The sequence below is a fragment of the Nocardia sp. NPDC088792 genome (genome assembly GCF_044750615.1).
Lineage (GTDB): Bacteria > Actinomycetota > Actinomycetes > Mycobacteriales > Mycobacteriaceae > Nocardia.
This window is the reverse complement of sequence record NZ_JBIVKC010000001.1, coordinates 613,957-634,172: the sequence shown is the minus strand read 5'-3', so window position 1 is coordinate 634,172 and position 20,216 is coordinate 613,957. Positions and strand designations below refer to the sequence as shown.

The 20,216-nt window shown below is 66.5% G+C and carries 23 protein-coding genes; 7 read left to right on the top strand and 16 right to left on the bottom strand.

Annotated elements, in window-relative coordinates:
• Positions 1 to 12: 12 nt before the first annotated feature.
• Both ACIP5Y_RS03155 and ACIP5Y_RS03150 read right to left on the bottom strand, forming a co-directional pair.
• On the bottom strand, positions 13 to 384 hold the full coding sequence (locus ACIP5Y_RS03155; protein ID WP_400347102.1) for an AMP-binding protein: 372 nt from the start codon (positions 382 to 384) through the stop codon (positions 13 to 15).
• A 186-nt stretch (positions 385 to 570) separates the two neighbouring features.
• Positions 571 to 1,434: a helix-turn-helix domain-containing protein gene (locus ACIP5Y_RS03150; RefSeq protein WP_400347101.1), complete on the bottom strand. Its 864-nt coding sequence runs from the start codon at positions 1,432 to 1,434 to the stop codon at positions 571 to 573.
• Between the two features lie 262 nt (positions 1,435 to 1,696).
• On the opposite strand from ACIP5Y_RS03150, the gene ACIP5Y_RS03145 reads away from it, so the two are divergent.
• From ACIP5Y_RS03145 to mraY, 3 genes are all read left to right on the top strand, one after another.
• Positions 1,697 to 2,056 (top strand): DUF4254 domain-containing protein, encoded by a 360-nt coding sequence (locus ACIP5Y_RS03145; RefSeq protein ID WP_397003680.1) that lies wholly within the window; start codon positions 1,697 to 1,699, stop codon positions 2,054 to 2,056.
• A 318-nt stretch (positions 2,057 to 2,374) separates the two neighbouring features.
• Positions 2,375 to 2,749 (top strand): hypothetical protein, encoded by a 375-nt coding sequence (locus ACIP5Y_RS03140; RefSeq protein ID WP_400347099.1) that lies wholly within the window; start codon positions 2,375 to 2,377, stop codon positions 2,747 to 2,749.
• 183 nt (positions 2,750 to 2,932) lie between these two features.
• On the top strand, positions 2,933 to 4,009 hold the full coding sequence (mraY, locus tag ACIP5Y_RS03135; protein ID WP_400349087.1) for a phospho-N-acetylmuramoyl-pentapeptide-transferase: 1,077 nt from the start codon (positions 2,933 to 2,935) through the stop codon (positions 4,007 to 4,009).
• A gap of 7 nt (positions 4,010 to 4,016) precedes the next feature.
• Here the strand turns inward: mraY and ACIP5Y_RS03130 are convergent, their stop codons facing one another.
• Both ACIP5Y_RS03130 and ACIP5Y_RS03125 read right to left on the bottom strand, forming a co-directional pair.
• On the bottom strand, positions 4,017 to 4,988 hold the full coding sequence (locus ACIP5Y_RS03130) for an alpha/beta hydrolase family protein (protein ID WP_400347097.1): 972 nt from the start codon (positions 4,986 to 4,988) through the stop codon (positions 4,017 to 4,019).
• 46 nt (positions 4,989 to 5,034) lie between these two features.
• Positions 5,035 to 5,934, bottom strand: coding sequence for an alpha/beta fold hydrolase (locus tag ACIP5Y_RS03125; protein ID WP_400347095.1), 900 nt, complete (start codon positions 5,932 to 5,934; stop codon positions 5,035 to 5,037).
• A 64-nt stretch (positions 5,935 to 5,998) separates the two neighbouring features.
• On the opposite strand from ACIP5Y_RS03125, the gene ACIP5Y_RS03120 reads away from it, so the two are divergent.
• Positions 5,999 to 6,646, top strand: coding sequence for a CGNR zinc finger domain-containing protein (locus ACIP5Y_RS03120; protein ID WP_400347093.1), 648 nt, complete (start codon positions 5,999 to 6,001; stop codon positions 6,644 to 6,646).
• A gap of 10 nt (positions 6,647 to 6,656) precedes the next feature.
• Here the strand turns inward: ACIP5Y_RS03120 and ACIP5Y_RS03115 are convergent, their stop codons facing one another.
• The 10 genes from ACIP5Y_RS03115 to ACIP5Y_RS03070 form a co-directional block, all read right to left on the bottom strand.
• Positions 6,657 to 6,824, bottom strand: coding sequence for a hypothetical protein (locus ACIP5Y_RS03115; protein ID WP_400347091.1), 168 nt, complete (start codon positions 6,822 to 6,824; stop codon positions 6,657 to 6,659).
• A 12-nt stretch (positions 6,825 to 6,836) separates the two neighbouring features.
• The gene (locus ACIP5Y_RS03110) at positions 6,837 to 7,658 is read right to left on the bottom strand and encodes a MerR family transcriptional regulator (protein WP_400347090.1); all 822 of its coding nucleotides are present in this window, start codon (positions 7,656 to 7,658) and stop codon (positions 6,837 to 6,839) included.
• A gap of 26 nt (positions 7,659 to 7,684) precedes the next feature.
• A complete protein-coding gene (locus tag ACIP5Y_RS03105; protein ID WP_400347088.1) occupies positions 7,685 to 8,176 on the bottom strand; it encodes a VOC family protein in 492 nt (163 codons plus the stop codon).
• A 96-nt stretch (positions 8,177 to 8,272) separates the two neighbouring features.
• Positions 8,273 to 9,070 (bottom strand): ABC transporter permease, encoded by a 798-nt coding sequence (locus ACIP5Y_RS03100; RefSeq protein WP_400347086.1) that lies wholly within the window; start codon positions 9,068 to 9,070, stop codon positions 8,273 to 8,275.
• A gap of 3 nt (positions 9,071 to 9,073) precedes the next feature.
• Positions 9,074 to 9,967: a 2-aminoethylphosphonate ABC transporter permease subunit gene (locus ACIP5Y_RS03095; RefSeq protein ID WP_400347084.1), complete on the bottom strand. Its 894-nt coding sequence runs from the start codon at positions 9,965 to 9,967 to the stop codon at positions 9,074 to 9,076.
• On the bottom strand, positions 9,964 to 10,182 hold the full coding sequence (locus ACIP5Y_RS03090; protein ID WP_400347082.1) for a hypothetical protein: 219 nt from the start codon (positions 10,180 to 10,182) through the stop codon (positions 9,964 to 9,966). Before ACIP5Y_RS03090 ends, ACIP5Y_RS03095 begins: the two co-directional genes overlap by 4 nt.
• Positions 10,179 to 11,363, bottom strand: a complete 1,185-nt coding sequence (locus ACIP5Y_RS03085; protein WP_400347080.1) for an ABC transporter ATP-binding protein — start codon at positions 11,361 to 11,363, stop codon at positions 10,179 to 10,181. Before ACIP5Y_RS03085 ends, ACIP5Y_RS03090 begins: the two co-directional genes overlap by 4 nt.
• 23 nt (positions 11,364 to 11,386) lie before the next feature.
• A complete protein-coding gene (locus tag ACIP5Y_RS03080; protein ID WP_400347078.1) occupies positions 11,387 to 12,457 on the bottom strand; it encodes a 2-aminoethylphosphonate ABC transporter substrate-binding protein in 1,071 nt (356 codons plus the stop codon).
• An 83-nt stretch (positions 12,458 to 12,540) separates the two neighbouring features.
• Positions 12,541 to 13,230, bottom strand: coding sequence for a phosphonatase-like hydrolase (locus tag ACIP5Y_RS03075; protein WP_400347077.1), 690 nt, complete (start codon positions 13,228 to 13,230; stop codon positions 12,541 to 12,543).
• Between the two features lie 53 nt (positions 13,231 to 13,283).
• Positions 13,284 to 14,399 carry a TIGR03364 family FAD-dependent oxidoreductase gene (locus ACIP5Y_RS03070; RefSeq protein WP_400347076.1) on the bottom strand — a complete coding sequence of 372 codons (1,116 nt, stop codon included), beginning with the start codon at positions 14,397 to 14,399 and terminating at the stop codon, positions 13,284 to 13,286.
• Positions 14,400 to 14,577: 178 nt separating this feature from the next.
• On the opposite strand from ACIP5Y_RS03070, the gene ACIP5Y_RS03065 reads away from it, so the two are divergent.
• Positions 14,578 to 15,288, top strand: coding sequence for a GntR family transcriptional regulator (locus ACIP5Y_RS03065; RefSeq protein ID WP_400349085.1), 711 nt, complete (start codon positions 14,578 to 14,580; stop codon positions 15,286 to 15,288).
• 52 nt (positions 15,289 to 15,340) lie between these two features.
• Here ACIP5Y_RS03065 and ACIP5Y_RS03060 read toward each other — a convergent pair whose 3' ends face one another.
• Positions 15,341 to 16,537 carry an alpha/beta fold hydrolase gene (locus ACIP5Y_RS03060; protein ID WP_400347074.1) on the bottom strand — a complete coding sequence of 399 codons (1,197 nt, stop codon included), beginning with the start codon at positions 16,535 to 16,537 and terminating at the stop codon, positions 15,341 to 15,343.
• A 111-nt stretch (positions 16,538 to 16,648) separates the two neighbouring features.
• On the opposite strand from ACIP5Y_RS03060, the gene ACIP5Y_RS03055 reads away from it, so the two are divergent.
• Both ACIP5Y_RS03055 and ACIP5Y_RS03050 read left to right on the top strand, forming a co-directional pair.
• A complete protein-coding gene (locus ACIP5Y_RS03055; protein WP_400347073.1) occupies positions 16,649 to 17,257 on the top strand; it encodes a TetR/AcrR family transcriptional regulator in 609 nt (202 codons plus the stop codon).
• Positions 17,258 to 17,320: 63 nt separating this feature from the next.
• Positions 17,321 to 18,724, top strand: a complete 1,404-nt coding sequence (locus tag ACIP5Y_RS03050; RefSeq protein WP_400347071.1) for an HNH endonuclease signature motif containing protein — start codon at positions 17,321 to 17,323, stop codon at positions 18,722 to 18,724.
• 360 nt (positions 18,725 to 19,084) lie between these two features.
• On the opposite strand, the gene ACIP5Y_RS03045 is transcribed toward ACIP5Y_RS03050, so the two are convergent.
• The gene (locus ACIP5Y_RS03045) at positions 19,085 to 20,098 is read right to left on the bottom strand and encodes an LLM class flavin-dependent oxidoreductase (protein WP_400349083.1); all 1,014 of its coding nucleotides are present in this window, start codon (positions 20,096 to 20,098) and stop codon (positions 19,085 to 19,087) included.
• Between the last annotated feature and the right edge of the window lie 118 nt (positions 20,099 to 20,216).

The following is a 20,216-nucleotide window of genomic DNA, read 5'->3' as shown; positions in this document are numbered from 1 at the left end:
AGATTCGACGGGTCAGGAGGCCTTTCGCACCCGGTGCAGTTCGGCGTCGGTGAGCGGCGCGTCGGAACCGGTGAGGTATTGCCGCAGAGTGGAGCGCTCGTCGAGCACCAGCCAGCGGCTCGGATCCGTGAGCCGGGCGAGACCCGCCTTGGTGGTGATGCCGAAATCGGCGCGGGCGGAGTTGGTTTCAGTGGCGAAGGGTACCGGGGTGGCGCCGGTCTTGGTGATGGCCAGCCGGGAGACGATGGACTCGAGCCGAGGTGTATCCGCGATCACGATCCGGGTGCCGGGGCGGGCCCCGAGCTGCAACAGCATGCGCGCCAGGCGATTGCTCCAGCGATCCAGCTCCGCGGCGGTCAGCTCGCAGTCGGCAGCGGTCGCCACGACACGGTTTGCAGGCGATTCGACCGGCTTGCACATCGAACATCATCCTCTCGGAGGAACGGCTTCGTGGGAGTGTTGAAGATGTCTTCAACTGTCGCCGTTCGAGGCGGTGTGGGACACCGACCCCAGTGCTGCCGGGTTTTGCTCCGAGGGTGATCAATTCCCCATCAAGGGTGGGTATTGCGGTCAGCTGTCGAGATCTTCCATGGCCGAGGAGATCATGTTCATGGAGTCGCGGGGGCTCAGCGCCATGGCGCGCAGCTGATCGAACATGACGCCGTAGCGGCGGACCTCCGGATGACCTTCGATCAGTTCGTCACTGGCGATGCCTTCGACGTAGACGAGCTCCGGATCGGCCGGGTCGGGGAAGTCGAGCAGCGTGAAGGAGCCGAGCATGCCGGGGTGGGCGCCGGCGTCGAAGGGCAGGATCTGCAGGATGACATTCCGCTTCTCGGTGTGATCGAGCAAGCGCTGCAGCTGTTCCCGCATGATCTCCGGTCCGCCGATGACGCGGCGGATGACGGCCTCGTCGAGGACCACCCACAGTTCGAGCGGGTCGTCCTTGGTGAGGACGTTGGCGCGTTCCTGGCGGGCCCGGATGCGTTGCTCGATAACCTGATCCGAGACCTTGGGCATGGTGGTCTGGTACACCGCGTTCGCGTACACCTCGGTCTGTAAGAGGCCCGGGACGTAGGTGGACTGGAAGAACCGCGCCGAGAGCGCCTCGGCTTCGAAGTTGATGTACGCGCCGTAGACCTCGGAGACGGCATCCTCGAAGGAGCGGGCCATACCGGGCCGGAGCGCATCCACCAGCAACTGCAAGGCATCTGAACGCTGGGGCTCACCGATGTTGTAGAGGTCCAGCATGGCGGTCAGGGTGCGGCGCTGCGGCCTGGCCTGAGCCGTCTCGATCCGGTACAGCGTGGTGACGTTGATGCCGGTCTTCGTGCTGACCACCTCTTTGCTGAGGCCCGCGGTTTCGCGCATCTCGTGGAGCATCGCCGCGAGCCTGCGCAAACGGACGGTAAGCACGGTGCGCTTGCCTGCCATGACAACCCTTTCGCCTTGCGCACTTCCTAGAACGCAGTATTGCGTTCTTGCATTTGTAAGAGCATGATCCAGCTAGCCTATTCGTGTACAGCCGATCCGATGACCGGTATAGCTGAATCCGGAGACCAATCATGTTGGTGCGATTAGTGATGCTGTCGGGTGCATGGGGAGAGTTCAGATGACCACGTCCATAGCCGGCGTGCTGCCGACGGCTCCGCAATTGCTCTGTGCCTTCCAGGGGCGCCGTTTCCAAGATCGAGTTCTGTTGCGATCGGCGCACGCCCTTGCGGAGTTACACGAGCGGCGAGCCGAAGTGCGGGATGCCATGCTGATCACCGAGATCGATTGCCGCCGCGGTGAACTGGTTGACGATATCAATGATTGGGTGGAGCAGGAACTGCCGCAACATCGCAACGGGACTGCGCTACACACCGAAAGTCTGGGTGCCGTAGTGGATCGTATGGCCCGGAGCTGGGTGGAAGCCAATCAGGTGATCGATCACGAGGGTGCGGCCAGTGATAACACCCATAAACACTGGTACCATCTGGCCGAACTGGTTGACGGCTACACTGATCTCGTAATCGACGTGGCCGGTGGTCGTCGCCGTTTACCAGAACAATGATTCCAAATGCATTGACACAATTGATGCATTGCTACAGAGTCATTTGTCGCCAGCGGTGACGTCAATCGAGTGCGGCTGTCGGACCAATAGCCCGCTCGAACCCTGAGACGTTGCCCGCCTCAAAGACGGCGGGCGCAACGGGGCCCCCGCCCGGCGTGCCGCGTGGTCGACTGGCGCGGCACGCCCCGCCACACAACCCTTCGGTTTTCTTTTCCGGGGTGCCCCATTTGTGAAATTTAGCTTATCCAAAAGTGTTTCACTGCTGTTTCACTTATCCGCTTATCCACTTCTGCACTTCGAATGAACGGAGTCCTTGGCATGTCCGCGGGGGAGATCACGGCGAACGACCTCTACCGGCAGGCGCTGGGCGGCACCTTCCGGCTGGCCGAACCGGTCGCCCGCAAGTGTGCCGCGAACTTCCTGCGCTTCGCCGATGCCCTGGACGCACAGATCGACTCCTCCCACCGCGTCCACGCACTCACCGGCTTCGGCGGCTTCGACTCCGCCCGCCAGCTACAACACGGCTTCGAATCCAAGGCCGGGCAACTCACCGAAGCCCTGACCGGACTACAGGATTCGGCCCTGCGCATGGCGGCCGCCTACCTGCTGGCCGCCGGCCTGATCCGGGAATCCGATGATTCCCATTCCCGCGCCCTGCTCGCGGCGAGCGCGGGCCTGGAGCCCCCGGGCTGATCCCTCCCCGGGGAAAACAGTTGGGCCGGCATCGGTTTCGATGCCGGCCCGACTGCTGTCGCCCCGGTTTCTCCTCCCGACGGCCGTGATCACGTAGTCGTGGTGTGGGCGTGGGGGTTTGGTTAGCATCGAAATCACGTGACGTGTGTTGCGTGTGTGACCGCTGTGAGCATTGGGGGGATCGTGCGGCAGATCATGGTGGCGGGGATCGTGGGAGTGGCGGTGGCGATCATCCTGACACCACTGCTGGTCAAGCTATTCGGCGAGAGGTCCCCGGCCCGGGACAACCGGGGCGCCGGGCCGCTGGGATACGCGGCGGAACGCGGGACGCCCACGCTGGGCGGAGTGGCCGTCATCGCGGGCATGTGGGCGGGGTACCTGGTGGCGCATCTCGTCCGAAGTCCCGGCGGCAGTGTGGGGTTGAGCGCCTCCGGACTGCTGGTGCTCGGCTTGAGCACGACGTGCGGTGCGGTGGGGTTCGCGGACGACTTCGTGAAACTGCGCGAGGGCCGGAACTCGGGGGTCACCGGCGGCGGGAAGTTCTTCGGTCAAGTGGTGGCAGCCGGCGTGTTCGCCCTGCTCGTCCTGCACTTTCCGGACGGGAACGGCTTCACCCCGGGCAGCCGGAAGCTCTCGTACGTGCGTGACATTCCGATCATGTCCCTGTGGGTCGGGGCGTTCGTCGTGCTGGTGTGCTTCCTGGTGGTGGCCTGGTCCAGCGCGGTGACCATCAGCGACGGACTGGACGGCCTGGCCGCCGGTTCGATGGCCATGACGCTGGGCGCCTATGTGCTGGTGACGTTCTGGCAGTACGCGCACTCCTGCGCGATCAAGCCGGTACCCGGCTGCTACGACGTGCGCGACCCACTCGACCTGGCCCTGGTCTGCGCGGCCGGGGCCGGCGCGTGCATCGGATTCCTCTGGTGGAACGCGGCTCCCGCCAAGATCGTCATGGGCGAGACCGGCTCGCTCGCCATGGGCGGACTACTCGCGGGACTGTCCGTCACCACCCGCACCGAACTGCTGATGGCGGTCATCGGCGCGCTGTTCGTGGCCGAACTGGCCTCGGTCGTCCTGCAGGTGGCGGTCTTCCGCACCGCGCATCTGCGACTCTTCCGGATGGCCCCGTTTCACCACCATTTCGAATTCTCCGGCTGGGCCGAAACCGCCATCGTCATCCGATTCTGGCTGCTGGCAGCCCTTTCCGGCGCCATCGGGCTCATGCTCTTCTACGCGGAACACCTGCCCTCGCGCAGCTAGCCGACGGTCAGTTGCGCTCCAGCCAGGACACGATGGCGGCCACGGTCTCCGGATCCAGCTCGACGTCGGCGGCGTTGTAGCGGGCCACGACCTCGGCCTGAGTCAGCTCCGCGCGTGGCCGGGGCTCGTACTTCAGCACGTGATTCGCGTTCTCCGGGAACAGGAACGACACATGCTCGCGGCCCTTCGCCGCCTGCTGCAGCACCTCACCGTCGGCCTGCCAGTCCACCTGCAGATCCTTCTTACCGATCACGACCAGCACCGGCGCGCTCACCCGCCCGAGTGGCGCCGCCGCATCCGCCGTCCACAACTCGCGGGCGAACGGCAGATTGGCCGGACTCTCCAGCGACCGCAGCAGATTCACCACGCCCTCGGGCAGCGCGGGATCCGGCGCCACCGGCTCACCGGCCAGGAACCGCGCGATCGACGCGTCGTACAGCCCGAGCAGCTCCGTCCCGCCGGGCACGGCCGCCGCCTGCGCGGCCAGCTGCGACCGGCTCACATCCCCGACATTGCGTCCCGGCGGACCGGTGAGCACCAGCCCGGCGAAGGCCGGGCGGTCATCGCTCAGCGCGTAGTTCAGGACATGCAGCGTGCCTTCACTATTGCCCAGCCCGAAGATGCGATCCGCACGCACATAGTCCTCACCGGCCAGGACCTGCACCGCACCCGCGAGCTCATCGAGGTGACTCTGCATGCTCAGCTTGCCGATCAACAGCGGAATGGTCTCCCGCACATGCGGCCCCGATGCCCGCTTGTCGTATCGCACCGAGGCGATCCCGGCCTGCGCCAGCGCCTCCGCCAGCAACTTCGCACTCCCATTGTTCCCCGGCAACAGCGGCGAATCCCAGTCCCGATCGGTGGGTCCGCTCCCGGCCACGAACGCCACCCCCGGGAAAGGCCCCGCACTCTCCGGCCGCACCACCGTCCCGTAGACGGTGGTCTCACCGAGCGTCCAGCTCACCTCGCGACTCTGCACGCCCGAATCGTACGCGCAGGTCACCTGATTCTCGGCTGCTGATTGCTCAGAGCGCCAGGAAGTTTCGGATTGCGTCGGCGATCTCGCCGGCGTGTGTTTCCAGTGCGAAGTGACCGGTATCGAGGAACCGCACTTCGGCCTTGGGCAGATCGCGCCGGAAGGCCTCGGCCCCGGCGGGCAGGAAGTACGGATCGTGCTTCCCCCAGATGGCGAGGAACGGTGGCTGATGCTTCCGGAAGTACTCCTGGAACGCCGGGTAGAGCGCCACATTGCTCTGATAGTCGCCGAACAGATCCAGCTGGATCTCGTCCGCGCCCGGTCGTTGCAGGTAGAAGACGTCGAGCGAATAGCCGTCGGGTGACACGGAATCCGTATCGCGGACGCCGTGCGTGTACTGCCAGACAGTGCTGTCGAGGGTGAGCAGCGTCCGCAGCGCCAGGCGATTGGCCTCCGACGGATCCTGCCAGTACGCGCGGATCGGATTCCACCCGTCGCTCAACCCCTCTTCATAGGCGTTGCCGTTCTGCGAAATGATCCCCGTGATCCGCTCCGGATGGGCGAGCGCGAGCCGGAATCCGGTCGGCGCACCGTAGTCGAACACGTAGACCGCGTACCGATCGAACCCGACCACCTCGGTGAACCGGTCGATGACGCTTGCGAGATTGTCGAACGTGTAGCCGAATTCGTCCCGGCCGGGCAAGTCTGACTGCCCGAATCCGGGCAGGTCCGGCGCAACGATGTGAAAGCGGTCCGCCAGCTTCGGAATCAGGTCGCGGAACATATGGCCTGCACTCGGAAACCCGTGCAGCAGAAGCAGCTTCGGCCTCCCCGGCTGCCCTGCCTCGCGATAGAAAACCTTGAAGCCGTCGACATCGGCACGGCGGTAGGTCGTAGCAGTCATGATCACGCTTTCGGAGTCGATATTGATGTAACCGCTCTGCGGCATGCAAGAAGGTTACGAACGATCGATGTAACTTGTCAACGGCAGTTTCAGCGGTTACCGTTCGGTCATGATCGATCCGGACCCAGCGCAGACCGGGGGGCACCATCAGGGACCCGCGTTGCTCCTGGCCGATGCGTCGGGCCTCGACTTCCTGAACTCGATCGCGACGCCGGTGGACGAACCCGTCGACTGGATTGCCGATGGCGAGGGCTTACTGCGTTGGCTCGAACAGGCCGCGATGGTGCCGCAGGCTGCACTGGATGCGTTCCGCTCGAGCGCGGAGCCGGCCGCCCTCGACGCTGTCGCGGCCGAGGCGCGCGAGTTGCGTGAATGGTTCAGAGGTTTCGTGCAGGCGCGGAAGGGGCGGCCGCTGACCAGCGCGGATCCGGCAGAGCTGGATCGTTTGAATGTTCTGCTGCGCCAGGACGATCGGTTCGAGGAGATCGTGTCCGGCGGTGGAGCGCTCCGGTTGCGCTCGAATCGGCGGTGGTCGTCACCGCGATCGCTGCTGCTGCCGATCGCCGAAGCCATGGCGAAACTGGCGTGCGAAGAGGACTTCACGTATGTGAAGGCCTGCGAGGGCCTGCGCTGCACGCTGATGTTCGCCGATCACACCCGCGGACACGCGCGCCGCTGGTGCAGCATGGCGCTCTGCGGGAACCGCGCGAAGGTGGCGGCGCACCGGCAGCGGCTCAAGGACCGCGAGCGGCGGTAGGGCGGGGCGGCTACGAGCCTTTCAGGAACCGCAGGTAGAAGCCGCCGAACACCAGGACGATGCCGACGTTCACCAATAGCCGCGCCCAGAAGTGATGCCTGAAGACCACGATGTCCAGGCCGACGATGAGGGCCACCATCGCGACGATGTAGAGCACCAGGATCGCCTGTCTTCCCATGCGCTCTTTCTACTACTCCCAGGTTGCCGATTGGGGATCTATGCCGTGAGTTCGAGCATTCGCGTCGATAATGGCGCGGAACCAGTCGGCGAGGCCGGGTTCGAGGGAGTTGTAGTAGTCGGCGTAGCCGGGTTCGCCGGTGAACTTGCGGCCGAGGCAGACCTGCATGGCGAGGGTGCAGTCGAAGTAGCGGGACATGAGGGCGCGGTGCCGGTCGGCCAGGGTATCGGCGGCGGGCGAGCCGGGCGGCACGCCGTTGCGGAGGGCGGTGGCGAGATCAGCGTTGAGGGTTTCGGTTTCGGTGGCGACGGCCTGCCAGTCGGCGGGGGTGAGGTCGGAGACGCGGTCGGTGTACTGTGCCCATTGGGCTGTTCCGCCCCAACGGGTTTCGGCCTCCTCGACCCATTCGGGCCGCCAGTCGGCGCCGAAGATCTCGGCCTGCTGCTCGGCGGTCAATCGGATGCCGGTGGCGGTGGCCTCCAGCATGCGGTCGACCGCGGTCACCATCTGCTCCAGATGCGAAATGCGTTGCGCCAGTTCGGCTCGCTGGGTGCGCAGGTGGCGGCGGGCATCGATGGCGGGATCGTCGAGCAGGCGGGCGATCTCCGCGAGCGGGAAGCCGAGCTCCTTGTAGACGAGGACACGATGGACACGGGCGATGTCCTCAGGGGAGTAGACGCGGTACCCGGCGTGGGTGCGGTCGCTGGGCTGGACCAGGCCGATGAGATCCCAATGATGCAGGGTGCGGACGCTGATGCCGACCAGCGCCGCCGCCCGGCCGACGGTCAGGCCGTCGGCCGGGGCGGGATCGCCGATGCCGGGGGAGTGCGTCATCGGCTCAGTATCGTGCAGCGCGGAACTCACGCGCGGGGCACCTCGAAGCCCACCGCGCGCAACCGGTCGGCGGCGGCGCTGTCCGGATCCAGCGGCCGGGCCGCGGTCAGGACCACACGGGCGTTCTCGGGCGTGACGATGGTCAGTTCCACCGAATTCCACGGCTTCTCCTCGGGGCCCGAGGTGCAGCCGGGGACGAGACGTTCGCAGCGCGCCGCCACCTCGTCGAGCTGATTCAGGACGCTCGCGAAGCTGATCGCCATGGCAGCCGGCACGGCCGCGGGCTCGCCGGGCACCAGCAGCACATCCTGGAATGCCCACCGCCGCAGATGGGTGAGCTGCCCGGGAATGGTGAAGAGGTCGATGAATCCGAGCCCCGCCAGCCAGAAGTCGCGGGAAGCGGCGAGGTCGGCGGTCGGGATCGTCACGAACTGCGGCATGCCGTAGAACTGGCGGTAGACATCGGGCGCGGTCGCGTCGAGCGCGGGAAAGGGCACCGGGCTGAGGTATTCGGTCATGTCCCGATCGTCGGGGCTGACGCTACGTGAGGGTCAAATGCGCCGCACGGGGCTGACCGCACCCCTCGCGTGCGGCCAACCCCGTGCGGACAGCCGTCAGCGCAGTGCTGCCCGGCCTTTGAGACGGCCGAGGACCACCAGGGCGATGAGAGTCACCAGCACCAGCAGCGTGGTACTGGCCGCGGCGTCGAAGACCTCGCCGCGATCCGTCTCGGCGAAGATGGTGACGGGGAGGGTCTTCCACGTCGCCGGATAGACCATGATGGTCGCGCCGAGTTCGCCCATGGACAGGGCGATCGCCAGACCCGCCGCCGCACCCAGGGCAGGGAGCAGCAGCGGCAGAGTGATCCGGAACAGGACACGGACCGGGCCGGCACCCAGTGATTCCGCGGCCTGTCGATAGCCGGGGTCGAGTCGGTCCAAGGCAGCGGACACGCCACTGAAGGCGTAGGCCAGCACCAGCACCGTATGGGCAAGAATGACAATCCATTTGGTCCCGCCGAGCAGCAGCGGGCGTTCATTGAAGGCGATGAGCACGCCCAGGCCGATGGCCACGGACGGCACCGCCACCGGCACGTGGAAGACCGCATCGGTGATGCGCCGTAACCACTGTGGGGCCTCTCGCGCGGCCAGCGCCGCCCAGGTGCCGAGCACCAGCGCGAAAAGCCCGGCCAGCAGCGCGGTCTGCAAACTCACGGACAGACTCGCCGACTCCTCACCGGACAACGCCCGGTCGAAGTTGGCGAACCCGAGATGCGACGGCAGCGGCCCGTCCCACCGCCCGGCCAGTGCCGCCGCCACCACGGTGGCAATGGGCGCCACGAACACGATGGTCACGACCGCGGCGAACGCGGCCAGCACGGTGATCCGCCCGCGGCGGGTCCACACCAGCATGGCTCAGCTCTCCTTTCGAGCACTGGTCAAGCGGCCGAACAGCAGCCGATAGCCGAGGTACAGCGTCAGCGACAACAGCACCTGCACCGTGGCCAGCACCGCCGCACCCGGCAGATCGAACGTCACGATGCCGCGCGTATAGATCAGCGCCGGCAGCGTGATCACGCCCTTCGCGCCGGTGAACAACACGATGCCGAACTCGTTGAGCGTCAACAGCAGCGTGAGACTGCCACCGGCCGCCAGCGCCGGCCACGCCTCCGGCATGACCACCTGCCGCAGCACCCGCCACGGCGAAGCCCCCAGACTCGACGCCACATCCAGCTGCTCCCGCGGCAGTTGCGCGAACGCCGCCAGCAGCGGCCGCACCACGAACGGCGTGAAAAACGTGGTCTCCGCGAGGATTACGCCCCACGGCGTGGACAAGAAGTTCAGGGTGGGCGTCTTGTCCCCGCTGATCTTCATGATGAGCGCGTTCACCGCACCGGCCGTGCCGTACAGAAAGGTGAACGCCAGCGTCACCAGGAACGACGGCAAGGTCAGTACCGAATCGATGAGCCGCCCCACCAGCTGCGACCCCGGAAACGGCACGAACGCCAGCACGATCGCCAGGAAAGTGCCCAGCACCAGACACCCGATGGTCGAACTCACCGCAATGGATACGGTGCGCCACAACGCATTCCGGAACGATTCCTCGGCCAGCACCCTGGACCAGGTGGCTCCGCCGCGACCGTCGGCGGTCTTGGTGGACTCCAGCAGCACCCGCACAATCGGATACACCGCGATGAACAACACCACCAGCACCGGCGGCAGTGTCCACACGATCGGCCGCCACACCGTGCGCGGGCCGCGAGTCTCAGGAGCTGGTGCGGCAGCGGAAGATTCGAGTAAGGCGGTCATGCTCGCCCCCGAAACCGGTCTGCGGTGATGCGGGCGTGGGCTATGGCAAGGTTACCGCGGGCGGAACAGGGATTGCCGCCGTGGCTGTCCGCAATGTCACCGCGGGCGGTAGCGAGGTTGCCGCCGTGGCCGTCGGCGATGTCACCGCGTGCTGTGCTGGCGCCGACGAGGGTTGCAGCGGGTACCGCGGCGGCGGTATGGGTTGTGGCGCTCATGCCCGTACCTCGGATCCGTCTGCAGCAGAGGCGGTTCCGATGGCGGGCGGCACCAGGACACCCGCCGGATCCGCGAACCGCACACCCACCTTGTCGCCGATGGCGAGCGGGCTGTGCCCGGCCACGTCGGCGGTGACCTCGGCCGGGATGCCGTCGATATCCAGGTGCAGGCGGGTCGAAGCGCCCTTCCACACGCTGGTGACCACGGTGCCGCGCAGCGCATCCCGCTCGGCGAGGGGCACGATCCGCACCGTGTGCGGCCGGACCACCAGCGCCGCATCGGCATTGGGCACCCAGTCCGGGCGACCCACGCTGGGCGGGGGCGCGTCGGCGCGGAGCGTGTGCTCGCCGACACTGACCAGCGCTGCGGTGCCGGTCACGTGATTCACGGTGCAGGGCAGCAGATTCGCGCCGCCGAGGAAGGAGGCGGTGAATTCGGTGGACGGCTGCCGCCACAGATTCTGCGCGGTGTCGATATCCACCAGCCGCGCATCCCGCATGACGGCGATCCGGTCGGCCAGCGCCAGCGCCTCCGACTGATCGTGCGTCACATACAGCATCGCCGTGTCCGGCAGGGCCTTTCGCAGCTGCTGGAGTTCGCCGAGCATGTTCTGCCGCAGCTGCGCGTCCAGCGCCGCCAGCGGTTCGTCCAGCAGCAGCACCTTGGGCCGGATGGCCAGCGCCCGCGCGATGGCGACCCGCTGCTGCTGGCCGCCGGACAGTTCGCGCGGCAGTCGTTTGGCGTACGCGCTCATCCCGACCATGTCGAGCGCTTCGGTGACGCGTGCCCCGATCTCATTGCGCGGCACCCGATGCGCCTCGAGCCCGAAGGCGACATTGTTGTGCACCCGCATGTGCGGGAAGAGCGCGTACGACTGCACCACCACCCCGATGCCACGCTTGGCAGGGGAGAGGTCGGTGACATCGCGTCCGGCCAGCCGCACCGCACCCGAGGTGGGCCGGACGAATCCGGCCAGCGCCTTGAGCGCGGTGGACTTGCCGGAACCACTGGGCCCGAGCAGTGCAACCGTCTCCCCCGCGGCGACCCGCAGGTTGAAATCGGCCAGTGCGACAGTGCTTTTCCGGCCGCGACCGTAGGTGACACCGACCCGGTCGAACACGATGGCGGGTTCGGCGGCGGTGGCCGCGGCCGCCGTGGAGGTCGTCGCAGGGGAGGACATGGTTGCTCCTGGGCTCGGTGGGATTAGCTGCCGGTGGCCTTCGAGTACGCCGCGACATCGGTGTCGAGGTCGTCGACGACCTTGTTCCAGTCGGGGTGCACCACGGTCACGTTCTTGATCACCTGCGCCGGGGACGGGCCGTTACCGGTCGCGGGGGCATCGGCCAGCTCCTGGCGGGCCGGCACCGCGAAGGCGTCCGGCAGCGTCTTCTGCGCATCGGCCGACAGCATGAAGTCCATCAGCTTCTTACCGGCGTCCGAGTGCGGCGCACCCTTGGCCAGGCCCATCGCGTACGGCAGCGCGACGGTCGACTGCTTGCCGTCATTGCCGGCCGGGAAGAACACGTTGAACTTGGAGCCGTCCTTGACCGAGGCGAGGTTCATCTGCACATCGCCATTGGCGACGAGCAGTTCACCCTTGTCCACCTTCGGCTGCAGCTTGCCGGTCGAGGCCGACGGGCCGACATTGTTGGCCTGCAGCTTGCCCAGGTAATCCAGCGCGCCCTGCTTGCCGTACAGCTGCTGCAGCAGCACCAGCACGGCGGTGCCGTCACCGGCCTGGCCGGGAGTCGAATACTGCAGCTTGCCCTTGTAATCGGGCTTCAGCAGGTCGTCCCAGGTCACCTTGGCGGTGCTGACATTCACGGACGGGTTGGCGATCCAGCACAGGTAATTGCCCGCGACGGTGACCCAATTGCCGTCCGCGGCCTTGTCGGTGGCGGCGACCGAACTGAAATCGACGCCGCTGGCCTGCAGCAGCCCCGACTTGTCGGCCTTCTGGATGAACGGCGGCAGCGTGACGACGATATCGGCCTGCGGGTTGGACTGTTCCTTCTCGACCCGGCTCACGACCTCGCCGGAGCCCGCCTCCACATAGTTGACGGCAATACCGGTCTGGTCCTTGAACTTCGCGAACAGCGGCTTGTACCAGTCGCCGAGACCGTCCGCGGAGTAAACGGTGACGGTCTTGCCGCCGCTGGAGTCGGTGCCCGTGCCGCCACAGGCGGTGAGGCTGAACGCGACCGCGGCCGCCGAGGTCAGGACGAGCGCGGTGCGAGCGATGCTGCGTGCGAGGCGGTTGTTCGTATTACGCACGGTGACTGCAACTTTCAGTTCGTGGGAGCTGGGATCGAAGGGACAGGGGAGATCCCGCCTGGCCGGCGGAAAGCTGGAGCGGATCAGCCGCGCTCGGCCAGCAGCAGCTGGGCGAATTCGGCGACACTCGGCACGACGTGCGTGGCGCCCGCGGCGCGCAGCTGTTCTTCGTCGTGCGCCCCGGTGAGCGTGCCCGCGACGATCCGCGCGCCCGCCGCCAGCCCGGTGGCGATATCACTTGCGGTATCACCGAGCACCGCAACTCGATCCACGGCGTCGACCTCGAGCCGCAGCAGGGCGGTGAGCACCATGTCCGGGTAGGGGCGGCCACGCCCGGCGTCCGAAGGGGCCAGGGTGAGGTCGGCAATGTCGTTCCAGCCCAGCGCGTTCAGCAGCTTGTCCTGCGTCTCCCGGCTGAAACCGGTGGTCAGCGCCACCTTGATACCGGCGGCCCGCAGCGCGGAGATGGCCTCGGCGGCACCGGGAATCGGGGTGATGCCGGAGTCGGCGAGCTGCGCGTAAGCCGCCTCGAAGGCATGGTTGGCGGCCTGGGCACGGTCCTCATCGTCACCGAGCAGGGCCCGGAAGACGACGATCTTGGACTGGCCCATGGTGTCGATCACGTACTGCCGGGCCGCTTCGCGTTCGGGTCCTTCGAGCGGGATCCCGGCCGCGGTGGCCGCCTGCTCGAAGGCCGCGACGACGAGCCCGTCATCCGCGACGGTGGTGCCGGCCATATCGAGGACGGCCAGGTCGATCTGCTTGTCGGACAAGATGTCTGTTCCTATCTGTCGGCAGTGCAGGCGTGTGGTTCGGAGATTCGAGCTCAGAGATTCAGGAGGTCGGCGGTTTCCTCGCCGAGCGCCGGGCCGAGGGTCATGCCGCGACCGCCCGGTCCGGTGATGACCCAGACATTGTCGGAAGCCTGTGCGCGCGTGACGATCACGCCCGGATCGATGGACTGGCTGTACACGCCCGCCCAGCGCCGTACGACGGTCGGCAGTTTGCGGCCGAGCAGTTCCTCGGCGACGGCGGTGAGGTGCTCGTAGGGCGCCTCGTCCACGTCGAAGGCGAACGGCTCCTCGTATTCGTGGGTGTCGCCGATGGTGAGGCCGCCGTGCAGGCGCTGCACGCACAGCAGCTGCATCTTGTGCTGTGCGGCCGTGAACGGCTGCGCCTCTTCACGATTGAGGCGGTCCAGCTCGGCTCCGGCGAAGGCCGGGTAGTAGCGGAAGCTGTCGCCGTCGGCGACGGCGGTGGTGAGGGCTTCGCCCAGCGGCGCGGTCTGCATCATCTGCAACCGCACCCGCCGCACCGGAATATTGCCCACCAGTTCACGAGTCAGGCCGGAGTGGGCCGCGCCCGGGCAGACCAGCACGAGATCGCCCTCGTGGCGACGCCCGCGGTCGTCGACGACGGTGGTGCCGGTGATGGCGCGCGCCTCGGTGCCGCCGAAGAAGGTGTAGCGGTCGCTGGCCTCCATGTACCGGCGCAGCGCGGGCAGCGCCTGCCGGGATTCCACGGCGGCGTCGGCCGAGCAGTGCAGCCCGGCAATGAATTTGCCGCGCAGCGCGGGGTTCACGGCCCGGACCCGCTCCGGATCGAGCAGTTCGAAGCCGCGTTCGGCGGCCGACGCGTGTGCGACGGCGGCCTCGGCGACGGCGAGTTCGTTCTCGGTGCGGACCAGGGTGATGGAGCCCGCGGGCCGGAACCCGACGCCCGGTACCTTGCCGCCGATCTCCTCCCAGAGTTGCCGGGAGCGCAGCGTGATCTCCAGTTCGTTCGCGCTGCGCCCGGATACCCACACCAATCCGAAGTTGCGGACGGTGGCGCCGCGCGCCTCGACCTCCCGCTCCAGGTGGATCACTTCGTGACCGCGTCCGATCGCGGCCAGGGCGTGGGCTGTGCCGAGTATGCCGCCTCCGATGATGACCAATCGCATGCCGACCATCGTGGGCAATGGTCTAGACCTACGGGTGTTTCGTATGGAAACGCCAGGTTAAAATTTGGTATAGACCAATCTCGGGTACGCTGAGGGCATGGACACAACGGAGATCACCGGGGTGGGGACTCGGCGCGGTACGGACACCGCGCTGAGTGAATTGTCCAGCGTGGGCGATATTTCCGAATTCAGCCGCATGCCGAAGTCGTACCGCGTGCGCACGGAACTCGAATCCCTGCTCGCCGAACTACACGAAGGCGACCAACTACCCTCGGAACGCGACCTGGCCGTCCGCTGCGGCGTCGCCCGCGAGACAGTACGCCAGGCCCTGCGAGAACTACTGGTGGAAGGCCGGATCCGCCGCAAGGGCCGCGGCACCGTCGTCTCCCGCCCCAAGATGGTGCAGCCACTGTCCCTGCGCTCCTATACCGAAGGAGCGTTGAAATTCGGCCGCACCCCCGGCCGCCTCCTCGTCAGCTGGACCGATATCCCCGCAGACGCCGACCTCGCCCGCGACCTCGCCGTCGCGCCCGGCGACCTGGTCATGCACCTGGAACGCGTACTGCTGGCGGACGGCGAACGCATCGGCCTGGAGAGCACCTGGATGCCGTTGCCGCGCTTCGCCTTCCTGCGCGACACCTACGACCCCTCGACCTCGCTGTACACCGCCACCCGCGGCAGCGGCGTCGTCTACGTCTCGGCCACCGAACGCATCGAAACCATGTTGGCCTCGCCTCGGGAAGCGGCTCTGCTGGAATGCACCACGGCCCTGCCGATGCTGCTGCTGCACCGCCGCAGTATCGACGCCGAGGGCATCCCCATCGAACGTGTGCGGTCGCTGTACCGCGGCGACCGCATCGCGTTCCAGGCCACCCTGCGCGACTACTAGGCGGCGTCTCCCTTGTGCCCGGCGCTGTTTCGCGTGCGCCGGGCAGTGCCGATCATGCGGTGAGCGCGTCCAGCCAATCGAAGATGCGCTGGTGGGTCAGCAGCATCGCGCCCGCGTGGCAGTGCTCGCCGGCGCCCTCCGCCTCGGTGCCGGTGATCAGATCCTTCTTGCAGGTGAGGGCCTCGTACACCCGGGGCGCCTCACCCTTGAAGAACAGGTCGTTCTCGGCATCGAGAACCAGTGTGGGGCACTGGATTCCGGTGATCACATCGGCGAGCGTGTAGGCGGCCGTGCGACGGATATAGTCGGCAGGGGAGGCCGCGCCGAAGGTCCACACGCCATTGCGCATCGCCCAGCGGGTAGTGGTGTTTACCGCCATGATCAACCCGGCCACATTGTTCGCCTCCTCGTCGCGACCGGCCGCGATCCACTCCGCCAGGAAAGGCGGCATGATCCGGGTGTGCGCGGCGTGGTAGTCGAACAGCCCGTCATTGAGGATCAACGCCTGGACGCGGTGTTCGAACGCGGCCGCGCGGGAGGTCAGGTAACCGCCGAGGCTGTAGCCGTACAACGAGATTCGCGCCGCATCCACCTCCGGCAGCGTGAGCGCGAAGTCCACGACCGGCGTGATCACCGCCTCCCAATCCGGGCGGAACGGCAGACCCTGTTCCCGGATCACCGCGCCCTGACCCGGACCGTCGAAGGCGAGCACGTGGTAGCCGCGCGCCAATGCGCCTGCGGCGAGCGCGAAATACGCCTCCTCCAAGGTGGAGTCGAACCCGCTGTTGAAGATGATGGTCGGCCGTGGCGCACCCGAATCGTCGGCCAGGAACAGGTAACCCGGCAGCGTGGTGTCCTCGTAAGGGATCGCGACCGAGCGGACCGGGGTATCCATGAGTTCCGCTGCCTGCGCGAAGGTTTCGCGGGACAGGCGGGACAGTTCCTGAGCCTTCGGATCGTGGGCCGGATCGTCACGCAGGTAGAACTCGGCGGTCCGGTAGTAGTTCGAGGCGCGCAGCAGCGCCTCCCGGGCACTCACCCGCCGGCCCGCGCTCGCGCTGGAATTGGCGATGGCGTGCACGCGGCGAGCGGTCGCCTCCCACTCGCGCACCCAGGCGGCCTCGTCGCCCTCGGGAATGCGGTTCGCGGTGGAGATCACCTCGCCGAGATCCGCGCCCGCATAGCTGGCGAATCCCGCGGCGCGCAGGGCCTCGTAGGAGAAAGAGTCGTCGTCGAACAGGAACTTCATGACCGTGACCTCTCGATTTACGTCGATACGACACCGTTTCGTCGTACGAGAAGAACGGTAGCCGAGCCCACGTCGAAACGCAACCGTATCGACGTTGGTAGAGTGCTCGGCATGAGCGAGGAATCCGGCCCGCGCACCCGCAAACCCGCAGGCGCCGCCGTCATGCAACCCCAGGTGACCGCCGCCATCCGCATGGCGGCCTTCGAGGAACTGGCCGAAGTCGGCTACGGCAAACTCTCCATGGAAGCCGTGGCTCGCCGTGCGGGCGTCAGTAAGCCGACCCTCTACCGCCGCTGGTCCACCAAGGAAGAACTGGTCATCGCTCTCGTCACGGAAGTTGCCATCGACTCCGCCGAGCCTCCCGACACCGGATCCCTCCGCGGCGACCTACGCAGCTTCCTCGCCAATGCCGCCACCGGAATGTCGAATCCCCTTGCCTCCCGGATCATTCCGGACCTCCTGGCTCAGGCTGTCCGTTCTCCGGCCCTCGCCGTCGCGCTCCAATCCGGCGTAGGTCAGCAACGCCGAGCGCGAGCTGCCCAGATACTCACCCGCGCCATCGGGCGTGGCGAGCTCCCTGAAACCCTGAATCTCGAACTGGCCCTGGACTTCATGCTTGCCCCGCTCTTCTGGCGCGCCCTCCTGGGCGGCGATCCCACCGACGGTGGCTATCTCGACGAACTGACCAGTATGGTGCTGTCGGCCTATGGTGCTATCTGAAAAGACTTGCATCACAATGGATTTCCTATAGATCGAATGTGTGTTCGATAGTAGAATTGTGCTATGACCACCGGGGGAATCCTCGCCACCGACGACGCCACCGCAGCTTTCACCGCTGCGGTCGACGCCCTCGGTGAGCTGAACCCGGTCCGGTTGACCGACGCTCAACTCACTCAGGCTCTGCGTGAGATCGAAAGCGACAAGCGCCGTTTGGCGACCGTCGAGCATCGCTTGATCATCGAGATCGAACAGCGCAACATCCCCGAAAAGGTCGGCGCGAAAACTACTGCCCGCTACCTCGGGGAAGTTCTGCGCCTGTCCAATGCCGACGCCTGCGCTCGCGTGAACGCCGCCAAAGTACTGAGCCCGCGCCAGGTCTCCGGTGAAGTCCTCGAACCACTGTTGCCGTGCACTGCCGCCGGGCAAGCGGCCGGGCAGATCTCGGCCGATCATGCGAGCCGGATCGCGAAGATCGTGCATCGCATCCCGGCCAGTGTCCCTGTCGCGCAGAAGGAATCGGCCGAAGCCCAGCTTGCCGAGTACGCACGTACCGGCTGGCCCGATGATCTGCCGAAACTCGGCGACCGCATCCTCGGCTTCCTCGACCCCGATGGTGTGCTCGTCGACGACAAGGACCGCCAGCGCATGCGCGAACTCACCATCGGCAAGCAGCGAGTGGACGGCATGTCCCCGATCCGTGGTGAACTCACTCCCGAGCTGCGTGCCCTGCTGGATCCGGTACTGGCGAAGCTGGCCCGCCCCGGCGTCTGCAACCCCGAAGACGCTGAAAGCCCCTGGGCCGGTGAGGATTCCGTCTCGTCCGAGGTGCTCGAGGCGTGCGCCAAGCGCGACACTCGTAGTGCCGGGCAGCGTAATCACGATGCGCTCGTGGCGTTGCTGCGTCCGGAAATGGGCCCGGCCAACCTCGGGCAGCATCGCGGCCTGCCGGTGAGCACGATCGTCACCATGACTGTTGCCGAGCTCGAAGCCGCCGCCGGTGTGGTCACCACTGCCTCGGGCGGGCGGATCTCGGTACCGCAAGCATTGAAACTGGCCGAACAATCGATCCCCTGGCTGGCGGTGTTCAACCAGAAGGGCATGCCCTTGCATCTGGGCCGGGGTACTCGGCTGGCCAATGCTGCCCAACGGCTGGCGCTGATCGCCTCCGAACGTGGCTGCACCCGCCCCGGTTGTGACGCTCCCGCCACCCTGTGTCAGGTCCACCACGTCACCGAATGGGCCGCGGGTGGTCCTACCGATATCGAGAATCTAACGCTGGCTTGCGATACCTGCCACGCTCGTGTTCATGACGGGCCGGGTGGCTGGAAAACCGTGAAATTGGGCCAGAATTCGCCGTGGCCCGGGCGTACCGGGTGGATTGCGCCTGCCCATATCGACCCCAGTGGCACCCCGCGAGTCAACCACCGTCACCACGCCAAAGAAATGCTCGACAATTCAGCGGCGTGAAGGACCAAACCAAAAGACAAGAGACAAGAGACAAAGATGAAAAGCCGGAAGTGTGGTGGCGTCGCCTGCCCTACCGGACCTGGGCTGACGCCGGGCCGGGAGCCGTAACCCGGCGATCCCAGCCCACGGACCGCACGCATCACCTTTCAAAGACCAACAACCACAAGACAAAAGCCGCGTTCCCTGTGTGGGTTTGGTTCTTGTCTCGAGAAGGTGATGCGTGCAGTCCGTGGGCCGGAACCGAGGATCACGGCTCCCAACTGGGCGTCAGCCCCAGTCCGGCAGGGCAGACGACCCAGCCACACTTCCGGCTTTTAATCTTTTGTCTTTGTCTCTTCCAGATGAAGCCAGCCCACGTGCTCAACGCACCTGCGGCGCAACCTTTTCCCCGAGGAGGGCAATATTGTGCAGCACCTTCTCATGAGGCAACGTGCCGACACTGGTATGCAGCATGAACCGATCCAGTCCGAGAGTGTCACGGACGTCCGCGATCTTCTCCGCGACATAGTCCGGTGTGCCGAGAAACAGCGAACCCTCAGGGGAGCGGAGCGCATCGAACTGAGCGGGAGTCATTGGGCCCCAGCCGCGTTCACGGCCGATCCCGGACATGGCCCGGGCATACGACTTGTAGAAGTCGGCGACAGCGTCCTTCTCGGTCTCGGCGACGTACCCGTGTGCGTGCACCGCAACCGGCTGCGGCTCATGCCCACCCTCGTCCAGCGCGCGGTGGTACAGATCCACCAGCGGCTTGAACCGCGCAGGCTGCCCGCCGATGATCGCGATAGCCAGCGGCAGACCGAGCAGCCCCGCCCGAACCACGGATTCAGGACTGCCGCCCACCGCGATCCACACCGGCAGCGGCCGATTGTCGGTCCGCGGATACACCACGGCATCCTGCAGCGGTGCCCGGAACTTGCCGGACCAGGTGACCGGCTCGTCCTCGCGGATCTTCAGCAACAGGGCCAGCTTCTCCTCGAACAGGTCGTCGTAGTCCGAGAGGTCGTAGCCGAACAGCGGGAAGCTCTCGATGAACGAACCACGCCCCGCCATGAGTTCGGCTCGGCCGCCGGAGATTCCGTCGAGAGTGGAGAAGTCCTGGTACACGCGTACCGGGTCATCCGAGCTGAGAACCGTTACCGCACTCGTCAACTGAATGCGTTCGGTCCGTGCGGCGATAGCGGCCAGTACGACCGCGGGCGCGGACGCCGCGAAGTCCTTCCGATGATGCTCGCCGACGCCATAGACGTCGAGGCCGGCGTTCTCGGTGGCCACAGCCTCCTCGACGACCTGGCGCAACCGCTCGCCCGCCGTCGGCACCGGCCCATCCCCGCCGACCGGATGGGTCTCGGCGAATGTCGTCAATCCCAGTTCCACGGCTTCCGCCCCGCTCTCTGTCTCAGAAGTTTCCAAGTCAACCGAAAGCATAAACGGACCACGGTCCGGAAAGATTCCCGCCGGTTCCGATCCTGCTCGTACGGGCGCGCGCCGGTGT

Excerpts from the sequence above, each read along its gene's own strand:
- ACIP5Y_RS03070 (WP_400347076.1), bottom strand. The coding sequence starts at position 14,399 with ATGCGATTGGTCATCATCGGAGGCGGCATACTCGGCACAGCCCACGCC.
- ACIP5Y_RS03085 (WP_400347080.1), bottom strand. The coding sequence starts at position 11,363 with ATGTCCTCCCCTGCGACGACCTCCACGGCGGCCGCGGCCACCGCCGCC.
- ACIP5Y_RS03060 (WP_400347074.1), bottom strand. The coding sequence starts at position 16,537 with ATGAAGTTCCTGTTCGACGACGACTCTTTCTCCTACGAGGCCCTGCGC.
- ACIP5Y_RS03115 (WP_400347091.1), bottom strand. The coding sequence starts at position 6,824 with ATGGGAAGACAGGCGATCCTGGTGCTCTACATCGTCGCGATGGTGGCC.
- ACIP5Y_RS03110 (WP_400347090.1), bottom strand. The coding sequence starts at position 7,658 with ATGACGCACTCCCCCGGCATCGGCGATCCCGCCCCGGCCGACGGCCTG.
- ACIP5Y_RS03140 (WP_400347099.1), top strand. The coding sequence starts at position 2,375 with ATGTCCGCGGGGGAGATCACGGCGAACGACCTCTACCGGCAGGCGCTG.
- ACIP5Y_RS03090 (WP_400347082.1), bottom strand. The coding sequence starts at position 10,182 with ATGAGCGCCACAACCCATACCGCCGCCGCGGTACCCGCTGCAACCCTC.
- ACIP5Y_RS03100 (WP_400347086.1), bottom strand. The coding sequence starts at position 9,070 with ATGCTGGTGTGGACCCGCCGCGGGCGGATCACCGTGCTGGCCGCGTTC.
- ACIP5Y_RS03050 (WP_400347071.1), top strand. The coding sequence starts at position 17,321 with ATGACCACCGGGGGAATCCTCGCCACCGACGACGCCACCGCAGCTTTC.
- ACIP5Y_RS03095 (WP_400347084.1), bottom strand. The coding sequence starts at position 9,967 with ATGACCGCCTTACTCGAATCTTCCGCTGCCGCACCAGCTCCTGAGACT.
- ACIP5Y_RS03055 (WP_400347073.1), top strand. The coding sequence starts at position 16,649 with ATGAGCGAGGAATCCGGCCCGCGCACCCGCAAACCCGCAGGCGCCGCC.
- ACIP5Y_RS03120 (WP_400347093.1), top strand. The coding sequence starts at position 5,999 with ATGATCGATCCGGACCCAGCGCAGACCGGGGGGCACCATCAGGGACCC.
- ACIP5Y_RS03150 (WP_400347101.1), bottom strand. The coding sequence starts at position 1,434 with ATGGCAGGCAAGCGCACCGTGCTTACCGTCCGTTTGCGCAGGCTCGCG.
- ACIP5Y_RS03125 (WP_400347095.1), bottom strand. The coding sequence starts at position 5,934 with ATGCCGCAGAGCGGTTACATCAATATCGACTCCGAAAGCGTGATCATG.
- ACIP5Y_RS03105 (WP_400347088.1), bottom strand. The coding sequence starts at position 8,176 with ATGACCGAATACCTCAGCCCGGTGCCCTTTCCCGCGCTCGACGCGACC.